This window comes from Enterobacter cloacae complex sp. S2, from assembly GCF_015159675.1.
GTDB lineage: Bacteria > Pseudomonadota > Gammaproteobacteria > Enterobacterales > Enterobacteriaceae > Enterobacter > Enterobacter intestinihominis.
On record NZ_JADDTS010000022.1, the window covers coordinates 31,851 to 49,254 of the forward strand.

Consider the following 17,404-nt stretch of genomic DNA (forward strand, 5'->3'; position numbering starts at 1 on the left):
AAAATAACACAGTGCCCCGGCTGGTTTAGGGGATATTTCGTTTAAAAATAAATAATGACCATACAAAATTAATCTATAACTGTTTTCAGGAACCCTTCTACACTTTAAGCGGATATATCAGTAATAAGATTAATATAAGTCAGTTTTATTACGTCCCTAAATGCTGGGCTATTTACTTAGCCTTCACACATGTTGCCATTAGCAGAGGAGTCTGAAATATGGCATTCGTAACAACGAAAGATGGTGTCAGTATTTATTACAAAGACTGGGGTCCGAAGGATGCGCAGCCGATCGTTTTCCATCACGGCTGGCCGCTGAGCGCCGATGACTGGGATAACCAGATGCTCTTTTTCCTTGCAGAAGGCTTCCGCGTCATCGCCCTCGACCGTCGTGGTCATGGTCGTTCCGATCAGGTAAGTGAAGGTCATGATATGGATCATTATGCCTCCGACGCATCAGCCGTGGTCGAAAGCCTTGATTTGCGTAATGCAGTGCACGTCGGCCACTCCACCGGCGGAGGCCAGGTCGCCAGATACGTTGCGAAGTACGGCCAGCCTCAGGGGCGGGTGGCCAAAGCGGTACTGGTCAGCGCCGTTCCTCCGCTGATGGTAAAATCAGACACGAACCCCGGCGGTACGCCCATTGAGGTGTTCGACGGCTTCCGCCAGGCGCTGGCCGCTAACCGCGCCCAGTTTTACCTCGACGTCGCCAGCGGTCCTTTCTATGGATTTAACCGAGACGGAGCAGAGGTTTCGCAGGGAACAATCCAGAACTGGTGGCGTCAGGGTATGATCGGTAGCGCCAAAGCCCACTATGATGGCATTAAGGCATTTTCAGAAACCGACCAGACGGACGATCTCAAAGCCATCACGGTTCCCGTCCTGGTGTTGCAGGGTGATGACGATCAGGTCGTCCCGTATAAAAATGCCTCCCTTCTTCAGGATAAGCTGCTCGCAAACAGCGAGCTTAAAATCTATCCAGGCTTCCCGCATGGGATGCATACCACGCATGCAGATACCATAAATGCCGATATCCTGACGTTTATTCGCTCATAAAGACATTGATTATCCATAAAACAACCGGGCACCACGCCCGGTTCTCTTTTGCGGCAACAATTGAGCGACCATTTCAGGAAGAAACGCTTACAGGAGTTTGATTTTTACTTCATACCCCTCCAGGCCTGTCATGGCCTCACGAGCGATAAACTCAATTTCAGATACTTCCTGCCCTGTTTTTTTTCGTAATTCTGCAATTTTTTTGGCTATAAGCGCTGAAATTTCTTCCTCTGCCTTTTGCGTCATTGCGTCAACTTTCATATTTACCTCTTGCGGCCGTTTACTGTTTCCAGTATCTAACTGGTTTTAACCATAACCCTATGTAAAGCGTAGACTATCTGCGTTACGTATGCTGCCTTCACCTTGAGATGAGCAGCAGATGGGGCCATTGCATTTAAATATGCATTTAGATTGCATTATTTGAATAAGCTGTTATTGTGCCAACGCCTTAGAGCACATAAACATAAGAAAAGATTTGACTCAAACTCGCCCCGCACCAGGGGCATTTTTTTTGCTCTCTATAAGCAAAAAACCCGCCATGAGCGGGTTTCTGCGTTATTCGGAAAGATTATTTGAAGACTTCTGCTACGGCCTGGAAGTTAGGGCCATGCTCTCGAGCAGCGATGATGACATAGTATTTCCCGCCCTTCTCATCTGCCAGTTTCGAGAGTTTTTGATGAAGATCTGAAGGTGAAGAAATTTGTCCACCTGAAGCCCCTACAGATACATTGCCCAGGTATTCAAGTTTGAAGTGGTGCGCTTCATCTTTGGAAATCATATCTGCCGCAGATGCGCCAAAGCTTGCAACTGTTAAAGCCAATACAGTCCCTAATAGTGCTTTTTTCATATCATTCCTCCTGTTAATAAATCTATCTATTTAACATTAGCATCAAATATGGGAATGATCCGTGCCAATGTCGTAGAGAGACTGAGCGATAAGCGTCGCCTTATTGAGCATTATTACCTGCCCTCTCTGACGCAACCTGCGATTACAGCAGGTTCATCTACTATACTGACCTTTGCAGTTAGCATTTATCTGCCCGGTTGCGCGTAAGGTAACCGAAACTTACCTGTACCATGACCATCAGGAGAACAATATGCACACGAGTAAAACCCTGAAAAGGCTGCTAGCCGTATCAGCAGTTGCAGCAATGTTCAGCACCGTTGGCGTACAAGCCCAGACGACAAGCGCCGCGCAAACTAACGCTGCGGGCCAGGCTCAACCGGACGCCAGACTCAGCTCCGGCGACGAGAAAGCGTTGAAGGACATGGCGCAGGCCAATATCAACGAAGTCGCCGCCGCCAGGCTCGCCCTGGACAAGGCCCAGACCAGTGAAGTGAAAACATTCGCCCAGAAAATGGTCGACGACCACGGCGCCGCCCTGACCAAAGTGCAGGCCGTTGCCCAGAAAAAGGGCGTAGAGCTGCCGACCGAGCCAGACGCCGCCCATAAAGCCCTGAACTCAAGGCTTGAAAACCAGCGCGGTGATGCTTTTGACAAAATGTATATGGAATATGCTGGCGTGAAGGACCACGAGAAGGTGCTGTCGAAGCTTAAGAGCGACGCCAGTAAAATCGACGATCCGGATGTGAAGGCTTTGGCCAAAGAGCACACGCCGGTCGTTGAGCAGCATCTGAAGTCCGCCGAGCAGATGTCAACGCGTGCTGGCGCATCAGCCGATAAATAAGCGCGTCGGTGAAACGACTACTGCAAATAAAGTGGGGCCCGCAGGCCCCACGCTTATTTCACCTTCCTGATGAATTATTCCGGCAACGCGTAGACAACCACCTGATCGCCTACCTGATCCTTCAGGATCGTGTTTCCGCCAGCCACGAAGGCCACATACTGCCGACCCTTATATTCATACACGGACGGGTTCGCTACCGCTGGAGCTTCTGCCTGATCGGACCACAGCTCTTCACCGCTCTCTACCGAGTAGGCACGCACTTTGGCATCCATTGAAGCACCGATGAAGATCACGCCACCCGCCGTCACTGCCGGGCCACCAATGGTAGGCGAACCCCAGCTTTCCGGCATGAAGAAGCCATACTGCTGTGAGGCGCCAACCGGACGACGCCATTTCACATCGCCCGTGTGCATGTCTATCGCCACGATTTCACCAAACGGCGGTTGCCAGCACGGCATGCCCAGCCAGTTGCTCGCCACCAGCAGACGCATACCGTACGGGGCGCCTTCCTGTGGGGCAAAGCCGCTTTCGTTGCCGGAGTCTTTGTCCGCGTTATCGTAATCCTCACGGCTGTAGAGCTTCACGTACTGAACGATATGCGAGGTGTTGACGATGGCGATCTGTTTTTGCGGATCGAACGCCACCCCGCCCCACTGCACGCCGCCGGCGCTATCGGGATAGGTGAGCGTGCCTTCGCCTTTGGTGGTAGGCGGAGTATACATTCCCTCATAGGTCAGGTTATCCCACAGGCGAGAGCACTGGCCGCCACCGACGATATCCGCCAGCTTCCAGATTTCCGGCTTTTTCGACTGGTCGAGCAGCGGCGCAGGTTTGGTCGGGAACGGCTGTGTAGGCGAGAGAACTTCGCCCTGGACCGAACCATCACCCTGCGGAACCGGACGCTCTTCGATTGGCCATACGTCCTCCCCGGTCAGGCGGTTAACCACAAACAGGAAGCCCTGCTTGGTGGCCTGAACCAGCGCCGGGATCTGCTTGCCGTCTACGGTGATATCCATCAGCGTCGGGGCAGAGTTGATGTCGTAATCCCAGACGTCGTGGTGTACCCACTGACGGGACCAGACCACTTTACCGGTGTTGATGTCCAGCGCGGTGGTGGAGGTGCCAAGCGGAATTGCGTCGACGCGGTTGCCGCCCCAATAGTTGGGAGACGGCGATGAGACCGGGAGATAGACCAGCCCATTGGCCTCATCGGCGGACATGTGCGTCCAGACGTTAGCGGTACCGGTACGCTTGCGGATCTCTGCCGGTATCGCCTCAAAGGTCCATTCAAGCTTGCCGGTCTGGGCGTTGACAGAAAATACGGTACCCGGAGGCGCTTCGGCATAGGCCCAGTCTTTCCCGGCCCAACCCACCAGCAGATGGTTGCCGACGACGGTTGGCGGTTGCAGGACAGAGAGCGGATACTTGGCGTTAACGGTGTTCCACTGGTTCAGATCCAGCACCCCGTTCTCCGCAAAGCCGCTGCACGGTTTGCCTGAATCGGCGTCCAGCGCAAAGAGCTTGCCGTCAACGGTGCCCATATAGACCATCTTCTGGCACGCCTCTCCCTTCACCGGATTTTTGGTCTGCCAGTAGGAAACGCCGCGGTTTTTCAGCACCGGCTGGGTCAGTGCCTTGCGCGACGATTTGGTGTCATAGTGCCACTTCTCTTTACCCGTGCCCGGATCCAGCGCAATCAGGCGATCGAAAGGGGTGCCGATGTAGAGCGTGTCGTTAGCGAAAATGGGCGTTGCGGACCACACGGTCGCTGGCGTATCACCTTTACCATCCGAGACGTCGCCGGTATGGAACTCCCAGACTTTCGTTAATTTACTGACGTTATCCGCCGTGATCTGGGTAAGCGGGCTGTATTTCTGCGCGTTAAGCTGGCCGTGGAAGCTGTCCCAGGTTGGCGTGCCGGGCACCAGCGGCGTCGCTGGCTGGCTGGCCGAGGCGACTTTCTTTCCGTCACCGCTACCGGTTGAGGCATCGTCTGTGGTTTTTGTGGTTCCAGGCGCCTGCTGATCGGCCGCATCAATATTCAGTGATTCCTGGGTCCCCTGAGAGGCCTCAGCGGCTTTATCCTGCGCCTGCAGCGCGAACGGGGTGACCAGCAGCGCCAGCGCCGTCATGCTGACTTTTATGAAGGGATAATGCTTATCGTTATGCACGGGCGGCTCCTCAGGTTCTGACGGAATGGTTGTAACGGGCGGAATGGCTGCTCAGCATAATCAGACCAATCAGGCCGACCACCATGGCTGCCGTTATGATGTACTGGTGCAGCAGCGCGGCGGCAAAACCAATACCCGCCAACACCACCAGGGTGACAATAATCAGGAAAACACGCGCCCCGCGCCCCGATGCCGCACGTAACACAAAGATCAGTATCGCCAGCACCGCGCTGGCAATGGCCACGCCCAGTGCGCCAATGGTGCCTGTGACGCCGGTAAGCGGCGTCCACCAGGCGTATAGCGCCACCGCGAAGCCTATAACCGCGGCCAATAGCAGCAAAATAGTGCCGACGCGCGAAGATTGAGAATGCAACATACCAGGAATCCCCCTCTAAAAAATGCAAAATGGACCAACATTAAGGCGTTTTCGTGGATATATGTCCCTGCTGTTCGCGCGTGCAATGGCTATTAAAACAACGCGACGTGAAAAACGGCGGCATATTTCCCTAAACGTAACTGAGTATAGAAGAGGATTTTTTAAAGGGGCGTTTATCCGGCGAGTACCCTTCCTCACGTTGAGCCCATAAGGCAGTGTGTTTCGCTAAAAACGCACGGGCGAGGTTTATTGTCTGCTTTGAGCGAGGGACAAACGCTGGGGTGTAAAAAAAAATCGCCAGATGGGGTAGTAAAGGCTAGATTTAATTCAGGCATAACTGGTATGACCACATAAATAAGGCTCTATGAATGCGTTCAGTCATAATACCCGTCAATGAAGGTGGATTTCTGGCAGCCACAATTTGGGAAAGAAGCGATGCCAAAGCGATAGTGCTCCTTCATCCGGCAACGGCGGTTGTACAGGGGTTTTATAAGGGATTCGCAGAATATCTTTTTAACAGAGGATTCAACGTCCTCACATACGATTATCGCGGCACCGGCCTCTCTAAATCCGGGCTGGTCCGTACTTACCGCGTTTCTATGTCTGACTGGATCGACCAGGACGTCGGATGTATAACCGCCTGGGCTAAAGCACATTTTCCAGAGCTTAGCCTGTTGGCGGTAGGACACAGTGTGGGCGGGCATGCCGTTCTGCTTTCAACAGCCACCCACGCCCTGCAAGCTGCGGTCATTGTAGCCTCACATGCCGGGGTGACGAGCACCATCAAACGCACCACAGAAAAGGTGCGTGTCTGGTGCGTATTACGTGTTCTGGCTCCGATTCTGTGCCGTATCTTCGGTTACATGCCTGCCAGGCGCCTGGGGCTGGGTGAAGATTTACCGGCGCCAGTCATGCTTCAATGGGGGCGCTGGAGCGCAATGCCTGGATATTTTTACGATGATCCACACTGGAATGCACGCCAACGGGCAAGTGAGATCACCCTACCCGTGCTGGTAATGGGATTTGATGACGATCCCTGGGCTAACCGTGAAGCTATTGCGCGGCTGATGGAGCCGGTGCAACAAGCAAAAATAGAACGCTGCGAGATACGGCACGCAGAGTTTGGTCTTTCGTCCATTGGGCATATGGGATTTTTTCGTACGCGATGTGCGGAGAAATTATGGCCCGTCGTCGGTCAATGGCTGGAGAGTCAGTGCCCGGATTGAACGACGCGTGAACATGACCTTTCTGAGTATTCAACATATTAAAACCTGCCGGCATAAAAATTTGGAAATTTAACGGAAATGGTTAAGCTTCTTAGACACATGCTTAAGGGATAGTCAGGAAATGATTGTTAACTGTATGGTCTACCGTTCAGGCCACCCCGCCGAAACCGTAGATATTGAGGATATCAGTGAAGTCATCCAGGATACCGATGCGTTTATCTGGCTGGGGCTTTGGCAGCCTGAACCTGCATTTATGTACAAAGTCCAGGAGGAGTTCGGTCTGCACGATCTGGCCGTTGAGGATGCGCTTAATGCACATCAGCGGCCTAAAATAGAGCGTTATGGCAGCTCGGCATTTATCGTTGTAAAAACCGTCAGTGGACAGGACGACAATATTGAGTTTGGCGAAACGCATTTGTTTGTGGGCCGAAACTTCCTTATTACGGTGCGCCATGGTGCTTCAGTGAGCTATGCACCTATACGCGCCCGTGCTGCTGAGGCCCCGGACATGCTTTCGTACGGTCCGGCTTATCCTCTTTACTGTATTCTGGATTTTATTGTTGACAGTTATGCAGAGCTGACTGCGCGCCTCAACACCAAAATTGGTGATATAGAAGCGACACTTTTTCACAGTGAATTTGACCGTGAAGCTATTCAGGACGTGTATTCCCTCCGCCGTAATCTACTCGGGCTTCGCAACGCCGCTCAGCCAGTAGAAGAAATCTGTACAGAGCTTATCCGCATTCATGAAGAACTTATTCCAAAACCCCTCAGGGCGTATTTCAGAGATATTCAGGATCACGCAAGCCATGTAGTAACGGATGTAAATGACATGCGTGAGCTGCTAAGCAGCGCGATGCACGTTAACCTGGCACTGGTTTCAGTGCAGCAAAACGAAGTCGTGAAGAAACTGGCCGGTTGGGGGGCCATCCTCGTGATCCCGACGGTAGTCTTTAGCATGTATGGTATGAACTTCGAACATATGCCGGAACTGAAGACGCTCTTTGGCTATCCGGCTACGGTCGCTGTCACGCTGGGAGCCTGTGTATTACTGTGGCTTCGGCTCAAACGCTCTCGCTGGCTTTGATTGATAAGCGATCTGATAGTTTTTGGTGTCGTGAAGTACAGTAAAGCCTCACGCTTATGTCGATTATGCCACGACACCATACCCTATCCGTTATTTCCCCTGCATATGTCGGTACATTCCTGTTCACCGGGACCCGGTTGCTCAATCCGGGATCGCCCGCTCCACCGTTTATAAAATCCTGAAAAACGAGGCTATCACAGGGCAAGTTCACTCGTTATTCTAAATTATCAAACCACATCGATAATTATTATATTTGTTTATGATTCATTGAGCTCAGATGTGAATTTATATTGACGGACGTAAACATTATTTTTTCATACAAGGATGGTTAATATGAAAAGGGTTTTTATGACGGCTGCATTAACGGGTTTATTTGTCAGTAATAATCCGTATGCAGGAGAAAACTATCTGGTCTATAACCCACATAATATTGCGGTATTTGAAGTGCGTTTCTTTAATGTTGGCGACGGCCCCTTTATGCCGGACTGGCCGAATGCGTCTGAGTCAACCTGGGATCTTCGCCAGCAACAAAAAGAAAAAATACTCGATGCTATGCGTTACTGGGCTGAGGTTATTACCCCCAGCCCAGGGCAACTGCCTGCCATTATCAATGTGGGGACGTTTAACGACGAGAATGCCGCAGGTTCCAGCGATTCAGTTACCGACGGCATTATAAGTCTGACGCAGTTGCAAGGCGCATTGAACGGCATTGATACCGGAGAGCTGACCTTTGGCTCCCACGCCCAGTTCATCATGGGCAAACTGGATTTTGATAACGTTCCCTATGTGCCCGCGCAATTGCCGCGCACTGGAAAGGCCGATCTGGTCAGCGTCGCTGTTCATGAGCTGGCACATGGACTGGGAATATCCAATATGGTTACCGATCTGCAAGGAAGTGGCACATTCACGCCTGCTTTTGATACCGTGCCTTTTGGCTCCTGGACCAGCCATCTGCGCGATGACCGTGGCAATCCTGCCCGGCCAGGGCAAGTAATATTGTGTAATGGATGCAATAACAGATGGGATCCACAAGGCTTTGATGTACGGCTTGATAAAGGCTATTTCACCGGCAGGCATGTGGATGAAGTCCTTGCAGGCGCCATGCCTGGCGTGCCGGTGAAAATGTTAGCAGACGACGGCTCGGTCGATGATAACTACATGAGCCATATCGAGCTGAAAAACAGCATGATGAGCCATCAGAACTACCGCAATTACACCACGTTTATGGAAGCGGAACTGGCGTTGCTGCAGGATATGGGATATCAGATTGACCGGCGTAACTTTTTCGGTTTTTCGCTATATGGCAACGGGCAAACGCTCGTTAACCGCAATGGCTATTTTCAGCGTAATCAGCAGGCGGATGGCTATCTGGCTGGTCAATACAATACCGCTAATCTGGGAGTTGGCCTGCATGTGTATGGCAGTAATAACCATATCTTTCAACAAGCGGACCTGTTGACGTCAGGGGCTGGCGGCGCGGGCATCCGTATAGATGGGCAAAATAACACCCTGAGCATCGATCCCGGTGTACGGATATACGCCGATGGCGTTAATGGCCGTGGGGTGATGTTTGCCTACGGTAAACAGCACAGCCTTATTCAACGTGGCGACGTTCAGGCACTGGGAGCCAGTGGCGTCGGTATCAGTTTTGATTTTGGCAATAACCTCCTGGGTAACGAGGTGGACTATCGCGGATCCTGGCTTCATATCGTGGACGGCTATTACGATGCGTTATTACCCGAGTTGCAGGGAGCGCTGGTAGACAATGCCGACATCAGCGGACGGGTTGCCGGTAAAGGCGCGGCGATTTATATATCACCGAACGCGCTGGTCGGTAATATAAATATATTAACGGGTGCCCGGCTGGGGGGTTATATTTATTCGGACTACGCCCAGCGGGATGACTATGGCCAACAGCGGTTAACGCTGCTTACCTTCGGTCGGAAGGCCAATGCGTACGGGCAAGCGACGGAAGCTGCCGATGCTGATTTCAGCTTTACGTACCGCGGAAACATTGAAGGTATCAATAATCTGGCACTGGACGCGCACGGAGGGAAAACCTCGCTTAATGGCGATTTCCAGATTTACAGCATGACTATCGCGCCAGGTGCCAGCCTGTCCGGCAACGCCAGCTATACGCTTAATGAGGAAGGCCGCTTTGTAAATAACGGGATCCTTGCTCCGGGTAATTCACTTGGGCAAATCAATATATCCGGTGCTTATCAACAGGGGAATACCGGGCAGTTGTTGTTGGAAGTCGACGGGCGCGGCAGGCATGATACTCTGCGAGTGGACGGTCACGCACAATTTGACGGTCAACTGACGTTTGCGCCGCAGCCGGACTGGTACGCAACAAACTGGCGTCTGAATACGCAAGATTTGCTAAAAACGGACGCTTCCGACGGCAATTTCAGTGCGGTGAACAGCGTGCTCCGTTCACCCACGCTAACGCTGCAAACAACGCCACAGGGAAAGAATGGCTGGCAGCTCTCAATGCTGCGCGCTTCAAACGCATACAGCCGGTATGCGCAGGACGCTAATGCGCGTCAGGTAGGGCAAGCGCTGGATAAAATTGTGGCGGAAGCTAAGTCGGATATACAACCGCTGTACCGTACTCTGGATTTCTCAGCCACTGATGGCGGGAGTATCAGCAATGCCTTGCCGCAACTTTCTGCGGGCGCCTACAGCGCCATGTTCGCAAGTTCCCTGCAGCGTGAACAGCAGATAGCGCGGATCGTTGGCGGGCCAAATCCTGTGGTTATGCCGAAGCAACTGACGGAAGGCGAATGGCGCAGCTTTGCCATACCCTTTGGCGGCGGCTTCTGGCAACAGCGTCAGGGTGACAGTGTAGGGTACGACGCCAGCAGTTATGGCATTGTATTCGGTGCTGAAAAACAAAACGATGAGAATCACAACTGGATGTATGGCTTTCATGGTGCGGTCAGCGGTCAGTCGGTGACGGTGAAATCACCAGAAACCGCAACCGGGAAAACCACTGCTTTCGATCTGGGTGTTCATGCTCGTTACGGCGCTGAAAGGTCCGAAGGAATGTATTTATTCGGCACTGGCCGATTGGGTATTGAAGACAGCTGGCTGGACAGAAACATTAATGTAGAAACTTACGGAGCAAGCTACCATGCCACCTGGACCGGATTGTCAGGTTCTGTTACGGCCGGCGGAGGCTATCGATGGGCGCTGAATAATAATGTGAACGCCGGACCGGTAACGTCATTGAATTACACCACATTACATCGTCCCGACGTGAAGGAAAGCGGCAATGACGGCAGCCGACTGATGCTGGGTTCGCAGACCTTCGATTCTCTGAGATCAAGTATCGGGGTGAATGGTAACTGGAATGTACCCCTCGCTTCAGGGGCGTCGTTCGCAGCTGAGCTGCAGCTCAGCTGGGATCATGAACTGCTTGATGGCAACGTAGTGCAACAAGCCTCTTTCGCCAACTATCGAAGCACAGGGTTTAGTTCCAGGAATCAGGTGACTGGTCGTGACACTCTGGGTGTTAAGGCAGGTATGAGCTATAAAATCAACGCTGATGTCGAATTGGGCATCGGGGTTGAAAGCGAAATGTTTCGTTCTGGCTATGACTCGATTGCAGGTAATCTTTCAGCCACATGGCGTTTCTGATGCCTGAGGACGAGAAAATAATAGGACTGGCCCTATCCCCGGCGTTGCCGGGGTATTCCTGAAGGCTTTTGATATCAAAAATGGCTTGTGTCGCCCTGGCCATGCTCACCTGAACCTTTAACCCGCTTAAGCTGGATCTCTTCACCACGTTGCCAGGCATCCGCTCCCTTAGCAACTGGGTGCGCCACAATATCCTTACGTTCTTCTTTGATGGCTTGCGTGCTCACGTCAAAGCGTCGATCTCTGTCCGCCAGAAGTTTAGGGTCTAACTGCCCTTCCCCGGTAAAGCCCATCATCAGTGCCGGAATGCCGAGCGGCAGCTTTTTATCGCGGTCGGTGTGCCAGGTATGCCAGGTCTTGCCGTAGGTATTCACAATTTTGCTCATCAATGCTTTGTCAGCCACTGCAGGTAAACCTGGAGCAATCAGGCTGCCGGATTTCACTTCATATTGATGGCTGTGCCACAATTTTTTTTCTTCCGGCGGCAGTGTGTTAAACAAACGCTCACTAATGATGTACTCAACGCCCATTAAACGGGCATCTTTGGTGTTACCGTCGTAGATCACCGCCTGCATCACGTCTTCATTCAACACGGTTACATAATGATGGGCTTCCATCTGGCCATTTTTATCCCCGCTATAAAAATGGAAACCGTCAAGGTAGGCACTCATTGCATCAATGGGCGGACGGGACTGGATAAGCTGAGCACCGGCTTCAAGCGTGCTCGTCCCGACGGAGGTTTTTACACCCGGAAGAGGCGTATTTGAAGGGGTATTGTTCGCGCCACAACCCACTAACGTCAGGCTCGACAATAATAAAAGCGATAATGGTTTCATTGACCCTCCCTGTAAAAGTCACTTTACTGAAAGTAGTACATTCGCGCAGACACGCCAGGTGAGTTTTTATTAAACCATCCGGCAAACTGGCGTACGTTCCGTTTAAGAACACCATTTAAATACTGGCAGAAAGAGCATCAGAGATTTTTCAGCCGCGAAGGCCATTTTTCTGAAGATATGGAGTTGATCGCAGAAGAGTTTGAAGTGGTTGAGATCCTGTAGGACAAAGTAAAGGGGCTGGCGTTTGATCAATTGCCATTTATATCAATGTCCGCTTCTGGCACAAAACAGCCATTAACATTCATCGAATTCTCAGTAAATCTGAATACCGGGTCGTATACCGCGGCGAAAGCATTTCACGCTTCATCTGCCATTGCTGCTGTATGCCCTGCCCGGCAAAATAAAGCGTACCCTTTCCATCTTTCGCGTTCAGACGATCCAGCACTTCCATCAGCTTTTCACTTCCGGCACGCGGCGCGCTGTTGTCAAACAAATTGAGCTGGGCAACGCCCTGGCTGAAGAAGTCCCCGAGCATAATGCCAGCTTTCTGGTAGCGGTGGCCCTCCTTCCAGATTTTGTCGAGGCACTTTACCGCGGCGTTGATAATGTCGCGGGAGTCCTGAGTGGGTGTGAGAAGCGTCATTGAGGCACTGTTGCCGTAATAGGGTTCGTTCAGAGCGAACGGAGAGGTCTTTACGAACGCCGAGATAAAGCGGCAATACTGGTGCTCGCCACGTAACTTCTCAGCGCCACGGGCCGCATAGCTGCATATAGCCTGGCGCACCTGCTCGTATTCTGTCACGCGCTCACCGAATGACCGACTACAGACGATCTCCTGCTTTGTCGGTGCAAACTCTTCCAGATCGAGGCACGGCTCGCCGCGGAGCTCCCGGACCGTTCGCTCCAGCACTACATTGAAGTGCTTGCGGATAATCCACGTGCTCTGCTCTGAGAGATCCAGCGCCGTTTTGATACCCATCGCATTGAGCTTCTTGCTGATGCGCCTGCCCACGCCCCATACGTCCTCTACAGGCACGATAGCCAACAACCGGCGCTGGCGGTCGATATTGGATAAATCAACCACCCCACCCGTCTGCTGCTGCCATTTCTTCGCCGCGTGATTTGCCAGCTTCGCCAGCGTCTTCGTCTGGGCTATGCCAACGCCGACCTTCAGGTGCGTACGCTTCAAAACCGTTTCACGGATCTCCTTGCCAAAATCAGTCAGGTCCCGGCAATTACGAACCCCGGTGAGATCACAAAAGGCCTCATCAATGGAATATATTTCGACGCGAGGGCTTATTTCTTCCAGCGTGGTCATTACCCGGCTGGACATGTCAGCGTAAAGTTCGTAGTTACTGCTGAAGCAAACCACGCCGGCGCGCCGGAACAGGTCTTTCTGCTTAAAGTATGGCGCCCCCATGGTAACGCCAGCGGCTTTGGCCTCTGCGCTGCGCGCTATCACGCAACCGTCGTTATTTGAGAGGACAACCACCGGTCGGCCTCTCAAATCTGGCCTGAATACCGTCTCGCATGATGCATAGAATGAATTCACATCACAGAGCGCAAACATATCAGCTGGCCGATTTAACAATAAAAGTGACCACACCAAAAACGTCCAGCGTGTCTTCACTGCCAACGATAATCGGTGAATAAGCGCTGTTCATCGGATTGAGTTGAACATTAGGCCGCAGTTGCAGGCGCTTAACGGTGAATTCCCCTTCCACCGCGGCGATGACGATATCGCCGTGCTCAGCCGTTCGGGAACTATCGACCACCAGTAAATCGCCGTCGCTTATTCCCCCTTCAATCATTGAATCACCCGCGGCTTTAACGAAATACGTCGAGCTGGGGTGGGCAACCAGAAGTTCATTAAGATCAATGCGCTGCTCCACATAATCGGCAGCCGGGCTTGGGAATCCGCACTGAACTAAATCGCTGAAAAGTGGAAGCGCGATAATCTCACGCAGTTCTGTAGGTCTGATAAATTCCATTACGCATACCTCTAATACTGTTTTTATATACAGTAGTTTTGTTTTAAAGCACGCGCAAGGCAGCTGAACCGTAGCGACTGTTTAAACCTTCACCGTTTCGTTTGTAAGTTTCTCTCTGGCTTCAAATTATGGTTTTTGTAAATTTTACGATTAAACGCTTCGACTGCTCGTTTTAAAGGCTAAATGAATAGATTGTCATCAACATAAACAAGGTGAAGGGCGGCATGGCATTTCTTTAGCCGGAATGCCGTTTGACTGTACCCATATACAGTAGTATTTTTACGTGCAGACAGAATCGCACAATTAATATTCATAGGGAAAAAATAATGTTTGTTGAACTGGTTTATGACAAGCGAAACGTACAGGGGCTGGAGGGAGCCAGGGAGATAATTCTGGCTGAACTGACAAAACGTGTGCACCGGATTTTTCCTGATGCCAGCGTGACGGTTAAGCCAATGCAGGCGAATGGCCTGAATAGCGATGCCAGCAAAAGCGACCGGGAAAAGCTGAACCGTATGCTTGAGGAAATGTTTGAAGAGTCGGACATGTGGCTGACGCAAGAGTAACAAGGTTAACAAATACCAGCCCACCGGGGAAAAACCGGGCGCAATGCCCGGTTCTGTTTTCAGCCAGTAATGCCTTTAATCACTCACCCGCGGTTCTCCAGCATCGGTTCATTTCTCGGATCGTGCCCGCAAGATAAAAACGCCTCCCGGAATTTCTGCCCATTTTCTCGCGTTATCTTGTACAAGATACAGCTTTTGCATGTCGATCAAGTCATCTTATCCCTGCCCTATACTTTGAGTATGACATCCGACTGGAGGTTTCTATGTGTGGACGCTTTGCACAAGCCCAAACCCGTGAAGAATACCTGGCCTACCTTGCCGACGAAGGCGATCGCGACATCGCGTATGACCCGGCCCCCATTGGCCGGTACAACGTCGCGCCCGGTACCAAAGTCCTGCTGCTGAGCGAACGCGACGAACTACTGCACCTCGATCCGGTGTTCTGGGGCTACGCACCTGGATGGTGGGACAAAGCACCACTGATTAACGCACGTGTAGAAACCGCGGCCACCAGCAGAATGTTTAAACCTCTGTGGCAACATGGCCGGGCGATCTGTTTTGCCGATGGATGGTTCGAATGGAAGAAGTCAGGTGACAAGAAACAACCCTACTTCATCCACCGGGCCGACGGTCAGCCAATCTTTATGGCGGCGATCGGAAGCACACCGTTTGAGCGCGGCAATGAAGCCGAGGGATTTCTGATTGTGACGTCTGCGGCTGATAAAGGCCTCGTCGACATTCATGACCGCAGGCCACTGGTTTTGTCACCAGAAGCGGCACGCGAGTGGATGCGCCAGCATGTTGGCGGGAAAGAAGCTGAAGAGATAGCTTCAGATGGTGCAGTGCCCGCCGATAAGTTCGTCTGGCATGCGGTAACGCGTACAGTAGGAAATGTAAAAAACCAGGGGAGGAATTTGATAGAGCAAATAGAAATCAAATCTGATCTTAGTTAGACCTGCACTTTTTAGATGGGATAATAAAACCCTTCTCTCTATTGAAGTCAAAACCTTTGACAACTCCTGTCATTTTACGGGACAAATTATTTCCTTGCTGTAAATCAAATTCGACGACACAGGAAAAATTTGGATTGGCTAATCTAATCTGTATGGCCTCCCAGATGGCTAAAATAAGATTTGCTTAAAAGATCTACACGTGCCTTAATGATGCGGTTGGTTCGATGCAATGTGAATCTGACTTTTCCAAAGTAGTCCTCATAACCAGGTGCTATCTCTGATATCCCCTCCTCTTGAGTCCATACGTATGCCATCATGCGTTTCTTTTCATGAACTTGTAACTTTTAAGTGTTCAAGTGGAGTTTTTATGTCATCAAAAATGATAGGTCTTGTTAAGTGGTTTAACGATGATAAGGGCTTTGGCTTCATCTCCCCACTCGATGGAAGTAAAGATATCCTTGTTCACTCTTCTTCTCTACAGGGAGAGACATTCAAAACTCTTTTTGAAGGCCAAAAAGTTAAATTTGCTGTCATTGCCGGTACCAAAGGTCCGACAGCTGCAAATGTTACGCTTTGCGATAAATAACCCCCCTCAATGACCGCTTAAGCTTCTGTGAATTAAATAATCAGAAGCGTCATTTATCGTTTGCGAATATCATTACAACAGGCCAGCATATTTACAGCACCGTCAAATTTGCTGACCGATGTGATGAAATGCAGGACTGCTGCATGAATAGTCTCAAAGCAGAAACTAACTGCTTATAAAATATTAAAGTGCGTAAGAGGTTAGGCAGCCTCCAAAAGCATCACTTCTTAGTTATTATATGAGATTTTTTAGTAATGTTGAGGGGATTTGAACAACGCGTTGCAGTAAGGGCAAACCAGTTGAGCTCCCTTTTGTACACGATTGTAACTATGCTCCGAGTCTCTTGTGCAGTTTGGACAAGGGCATTTGACTAAATAATTTCGGCGGAATTGCGTGTTTTTACGTGCAGACATAAGCTTCTCCAGTACAAATGGACTGCTACAGTACACGTTAAGGCAGAATATTGCTTGTTTTAATTTCGAAAGAGGTAACTAAACGTCAATAAATCAACACCTTTCGAACAACCCCGGGCCATAAAACCCCCTGAAATACATGGTGATACATGAAAAAAGTAATTATTTTCTTTAATGGTAAACCAGGTAAAGTAATCACCGTACTTAAGGGCGTGACATCAATACGCGAACAATACCCTAATGGAGAAGGGATAAACCTTCCGATAATGTCAGCCGGTTTTCCCTCTTTAACAGGTGACCATGAAGTTATCTATGTTGCATCAGATCGAGAGCTTACATCTCAGGAAATATTAGATGCAGCCAGGAAGTATCTATAAGCTTCAATATCTTCTACCAACACTGCAGATAACCTTTAGTAACAAGCATTATTAAAACAATTAGGAATTATCAGTATTGCCTACCTGGCGTAGGCTTTTTTTTCATTTAGCAGACGATACATTCCTGTCTAATGTCATATATTATTTAGGACTCGGAACATTTTTTGATTCAAACAGTCTAAAAGATATACTCACAAAGGGGGCCTTTATGACAACGCTTATCATCTCTACTATCGTGGCAATGGTACTGGCATTGATGATTTTAAGTCTGATCAAGATCGGGATCAGCGTATCGAACAATCCTGATGAACTGTAATGTATTCAAGTTTCCATAACCTCTTTATTTACTGGGCAGCCTATTCACCTTTCCTCGCAGGCAGCGCCACTCCAGCCCCGGGTACGTGCCACAATTAATTCCCTCTCCATTGGCGCAGCAG

Annotated in this window: 18 protein-coding genes and 1 pseudogene; 11 read left to right on the forward strand and 8 right to left on the reverse strand. The window is 50.6% G+C overall.

The window, feature by feature from the left end; translation table 11 throughout:
- The first annotated feature begins 218 nt into the window (after positions 1–218).
- Positions 219–1,055: an alpha/beta fold hydrolase gene (locus IPZ49_RS12060; protein ID WP_022648007.1), complete on the forward strand. Its 837-nt coding sequence runs from the start codon at positions 219–221 to the stop codon at positions 1,053–1,055.
- Positions 1,056–1,142: 87 nt separating this feature from the next.
- On the opposite strand, the gene IPZ49_RS12065 is transcribed toward IPZ49_RS12060, so the two are convergent.
- Complete coding sequence (locus IPZ49_RS12065; RefSeq protein ID WP_022648006.1) at positions 1,143–1,316, reverse strand: GnsA/GnsB family addiction module toxin; 174 nt, start codon at positions 1,314–1,316, stop codon at positions 1,143–1,145.
- Positions 1,317–1,623: 307 nt separating this feature from the next.
- Positions 1,624–1,902, reverse strand: a complete 279-nt coding sequence (locus tag IPZ49_RS12070) for a DUF1471 domain-containing protein (RefSeq protein WP_063145965.1) — start codon at positions 1,900–1,902, stop codon at positions 1,624–1,626.
- A gap of 250 nt (positions 1,903–2,152) precedes the next feature.
- On the opposite strand from IPZ49_RS12070, the gene IPZ49_RS12075 reads away from it, so the two are divergent.
- Positions 2,153–2,743, forward strand: coding sequence for a DUF4142 domain-containing protein (locus tag IPZ49_RS12075; RefSeq protein ID WP_063145966.1), 591 nt, complete (start codon positions 2,153–2,155; stop codon positions 2,741–2,743).
- A 74-nt stretch (positions 2,744–2,817) separates the two neighbouring features.
- Here IPZ49_RS12075 and IPZ49_RS12080 read toward each other — a convergent pair whose 3' ends face one another.
- Both IPZ49_RS12080 and IPZ49_RS12085 read right to left on the reverse strand, forming a co-directional pair.
- On the reverse strand, positions 2,818–4,914 hold the full coding sequence (locus IPZ49_RS12080; RefSeq protein ID WP_063145967.1) for a pyrroloquinoline quinone-dependent dehydrogenase: 2,097 nt from the start codon (positions 4,912–4,914) through the stop codon (positions 2,818–2,820).
- 10 nt (positions 4,915–4,924) lie between these two features.
- On the reverse strand, positions 4,925–5,290 hold the full coding sequence (locus IPZ49_RS12085; protein WP_023300020.1) for a hypothetical protein: 366 nt from the start codon (positions 5,288–5,290) through the stop codon (positions 4,925–4,927).
- Between the two features lie 368 nt (positions 5,291–5,658).
- Between IPZ49_RS12085 and IPZ49_RS12090 the strand changes: the two genes are divergently transcribed.
- The 3 genes from IPZ49_RS12090 to IPZ49_RS12100 all read left to right on the forward strand — a co-directional run bounded on the left by IPZ49_RS12090 (position 5,659) and on the right by IPZ49_RS12100 (position 11,245).
- Positions 5,659–6,516: an alpha/beta fold hydrolase gene (locus tag IPZ49_RS12090; protein WP_023306125.1), complete on the forward strand. Its 858-nt coding sequence runs from the start codon at positions 5,659–5,661 to the stop codon at positions 6,514–6,516.
- A gap of 121 nt (positions 6,517–6,637) precedes the next feature.
- Entirely contained in the window at positions 6,638–7,603 is a 966-nt protein-coding gene (locus IPZ49_RS12095) for a magnesium and cobalt transport protein CorA (protein ID WP_022648001.1), read from the forward strand.
- Positions 7,604–7,936: 333 nt separating this feature from the next.
- Entirely contained in the window at positions 7,937–11,245 is a 3,309-nt protein-coding gene (locus IPZ49_RS12100; RefSeq protein ID WP_063145968.1) for an autotransporter domain-containing protein, read from the forward strand.
- 74 nt (positions 11,246–11,319) lie between these two features.
- Here the strand turns inward: IPZ49_RS12100 and IPZ49_RS12105 are convergent, their stop codons facing one another.
- The gene (locus IPZ49_RS12105) at positions 11,320–12,081 is read right to left on the reverse strand and encodes an OBAP family protein (RefSeq protein ID WP_038415995.1); all 762 of its coding nucleotides are present in this window, start codon (positions 12,079–12,081) and stop codon (positions 11,320–11,322) included.
- A 117-nt stretch (positions 12,082–12,198) separates the two neighbouring features.
- Here IPZ49_RS12105 and IPZ49_RS12110 point away from each other — a divergent pair.
- Positions 12,199–12,303: pseudogene (locus IPZ49_RS12110) on the forward strand (ASCH domain-containing protein); the annotation flags it as partial.
- Positions 12,304–12,382: 79 nt separating this feature from the next.
- On the opposite strand, the gene IPZ49_RS12115 reads toward IPZ49_RS12110, so the two are convergent.
- Positions 12,383–13,651 (reverse strand): Y-family DNA polymerase, encoded by a 1,269-nt coding sequence (locus tag IPZ49_RS12115; RefSeq protein ID WP_032622206.1) that lies wholly within the window; start codon positions 13,649–13,651, stop codon positions 12,383–12,385.
- Between the two features lies 1 nt (position 13,652).
- Entirely contained in the window at positions 13,653–14,072 is a 420-nt protein-coding gene (locus IPZ49_RS12120; RefSeq protein ID WP_022647996.1) for a translesion error-prone DNA polymerase V autoproteolytic subunit, read from the reverse strand.
- A 326-nt stretch (positions 14,073–14,398) separates the two neighbouring features.
- Here IPZ49_RS12120 and IPZ49_RS12125 point away from each other — a divergent pair, with 326 nt between their 5' ends.
- The 3 genes from IPZ49_RS12125 (at position 14,399) to IPZ49_RS12135 (ending at position 16,177) form a co-directional block, all read left to right on the forward strand.
- The gene (locus IPZ49_RS12125; protein ID WP_006808847.1) at positions 14,399–14,638 is read left to right on the forward strand and encodes a DinI family protein; all 240 of its coding nucleotides are present in this window, start codon (positions 14,399–14,401) and stop codon (positions 14,636–14,638) included.
- Between the two features lie 263 nt (positions 14,639–14,901).
- Positions 14,902–15,591, forward strand: coding sequence for an SOS response-associated peptidase (locus IPZ49_RS12130; protein ID WP_063145969.1), 690 nt, complete (start codon positions 14,902–14,904; stop codon positions 15,589–15,591).
- Positions 15,592–15,958: 367 nt separating this feature from the next.
- Positions 15,959–16,177: a cold shock domain-containing protein gene (locus tag IPZ49_RS12135; RefSeq protein WP_022647994.1), complete on the forward strand. Its 219-nt coding sequence runs from the start codon at positions 15,959–15,961 to the stop codon at positions 16,175–16,177.
- Between the two features lie 248 nt (positions 16,178–16,425).
- Here IPZ49_RS12135 and IPZ49_RS23165 read toward each other — a convergent pair whose 3' ends face one another.
- Entirely contained in the window at positions 16,426–16,590 is a 165-nt protein-coding gene (locus IPZ49_RS23165) for a YnfU family zinc-binding protein (RefSeq protein WP_213083702.1), read from the reverse strand.
- A 149-nt stretch (positions 16,591–16,739) separates the two neighbouring features.
- Here IPZ49_RS23165 and IPZ49_RS12140 point away from each other — a divergent pair, with 149 nt between their 5' ends.
- A complete protein-coding gene (locus IPZ49_RS12140; protein ID WP_071881491.1) occupies positions 16,740–16,967 on the forward strand; it encodes a hypothetical protein in 228 nt (75 codons plus the stop codon).
- 208 nt (positions 16,968–17,175) lie between these two features.
- Complete coding sequence (locus IPZ49_RS23375; protein ID WP_022647993.1) at positions 17,176–17,283, forward strand: YnaM/YnfT family protein; 108 nt, start codon at positions 17,176–17,178, stop codon at positions 17,281–17,283.
- The last annotated feature ends 121 nt before the right edge of the window (positions 17,284–17,404 follow it).

What these genes read in the sequence shown, in the direction of transcription:
- IPZ49_RS12135 (WP_022647994.1), top strand. Translation starts at nt 15,959, where the DNA reads ATGTCATCAAAAATGATAGGTCTTGTTAAGTGGTTTAACGATGATAAG.
- IPZ49_RS12085 (WP_023300020.1), bottom strand. Translation starts at nt 5,290, where the DNA reads ATGTTGCATTCTCAATCTTCGCGCGTCGGCACTATTTTGCTGCTATTG.
- IPZ49_RS12130 (WP_063145969.1), top strand. Translation starts at nt 14,902, where the DNA reads ATGTGTGGACGCTTTGCACAAGCCCAAACCCGTGAAGAATACCTGGCC.
- IPZ49_RS12140 (WP_071881491.1), top strand. Translation starts at nt 16,740, where the DNA reads ATGAAAAAAGTAATTATTTTCTTTAATGGTAAACCAGGTAAAGTAATC.
- IPZ49_RS12095 (WP_022648001.1), top strand. Translation starts at nt 6,638, where the DNA reads ATGATTGTTAACTGTATGGTCTACCGTTCAGGCCACCCCGCCGAAACC.
- IPZ49_RS12125 (WP_006808847.1), top strand. Translation starts at nt 14,399, where the DNA reads ATGTTTGTTGAACTGGTTTATGACAAGCGAAACGTACAGGGGCTGGAG.
- IPZ49_RS12120 (WP_022647996.1), bottom strand. Translation starts at nt 14,072, where the DNA reads ATGGAATTTATCAGACCTACAGAACTGCGTGAGATTATCGCGCTTCCA.
- IPZ49_RS12065 (WP_022648006.1), bottom strand. Translation starts at nt 1,316, where the DNA reads ATGAAAGTTGACGCAATGACGCAAAAGGCAGAGGAAGAAATTTCAGCG.
- IPZ49_RS12105 (WP_038415995.1), bottom strand. Translation starts at nt 12,081, where the DNA reads ATGAAACCATTATCGCTTTTATTATTGTCGAGCCTGACGTTAGTGGGT.
- IPZ49_RS12115 (WP_032622206.1), bottom strand. Translation starts at nt 13,651, where the DNA reads ATGTTTGCGCTCTGTGATGTGAATTCATTCTATGCATCATGCGAGACG.
- IPZ49_RS23375 (WP_022647993.1), top strand. Translation starts at nt 17,176, where the DNA reads ATGACAACGCTTATCATCTCTACTATCGTGGCAATGGTACTGGCATTG.
- IPZ49_RS23165 (WP_213083702.1), bottom strand. Translation starts at nt 16,590, where the DNA reads ATGTCTGCACGTAAAAACACGCAATTCCGCCGAAATTATTTAGTCAAA.
- IPZ49_RS12090 (WP_023306125.1), top strand. Translation starts at nt 5,659, where the DNA reads ATGCGTTCAGTCATAATACCCGTCAATGAAGGTGGATTTCTGGCAGCC.
- IPZ49_RS12100 (WP_063145968.1), top strand. Translation starts at nt 7,937, where the DNA reads ATGAAAAGGGTTTTTATGACGGCTGCATTAACGGGTTTATTTGTCAGT.
- IPZ49_RS12060 (WP_022648007.1), top strand. Translation starts at nt 219, where the DNA reads ATGGCATTCGTAACAACGAAAGATGGTGTCAGTATTTATTACAAAGAC.
- IPZ49_RS12070 (WP_063145965.1), bottom strand. Translation starts at nt 1,902, where the DNA reads ATGAAAAAAGCACTATTAGGGACTGTATTGGCTTTAACAGTTGCAAGC.
- IPZ49_RS12075 (WP_063145966.1), top strand. Translation starts at nt 2,153, where the DNA reads ATGCACACGAGTAAAACCCTGAAAAGGCTGCTAGCCGTATCAGCAGTT.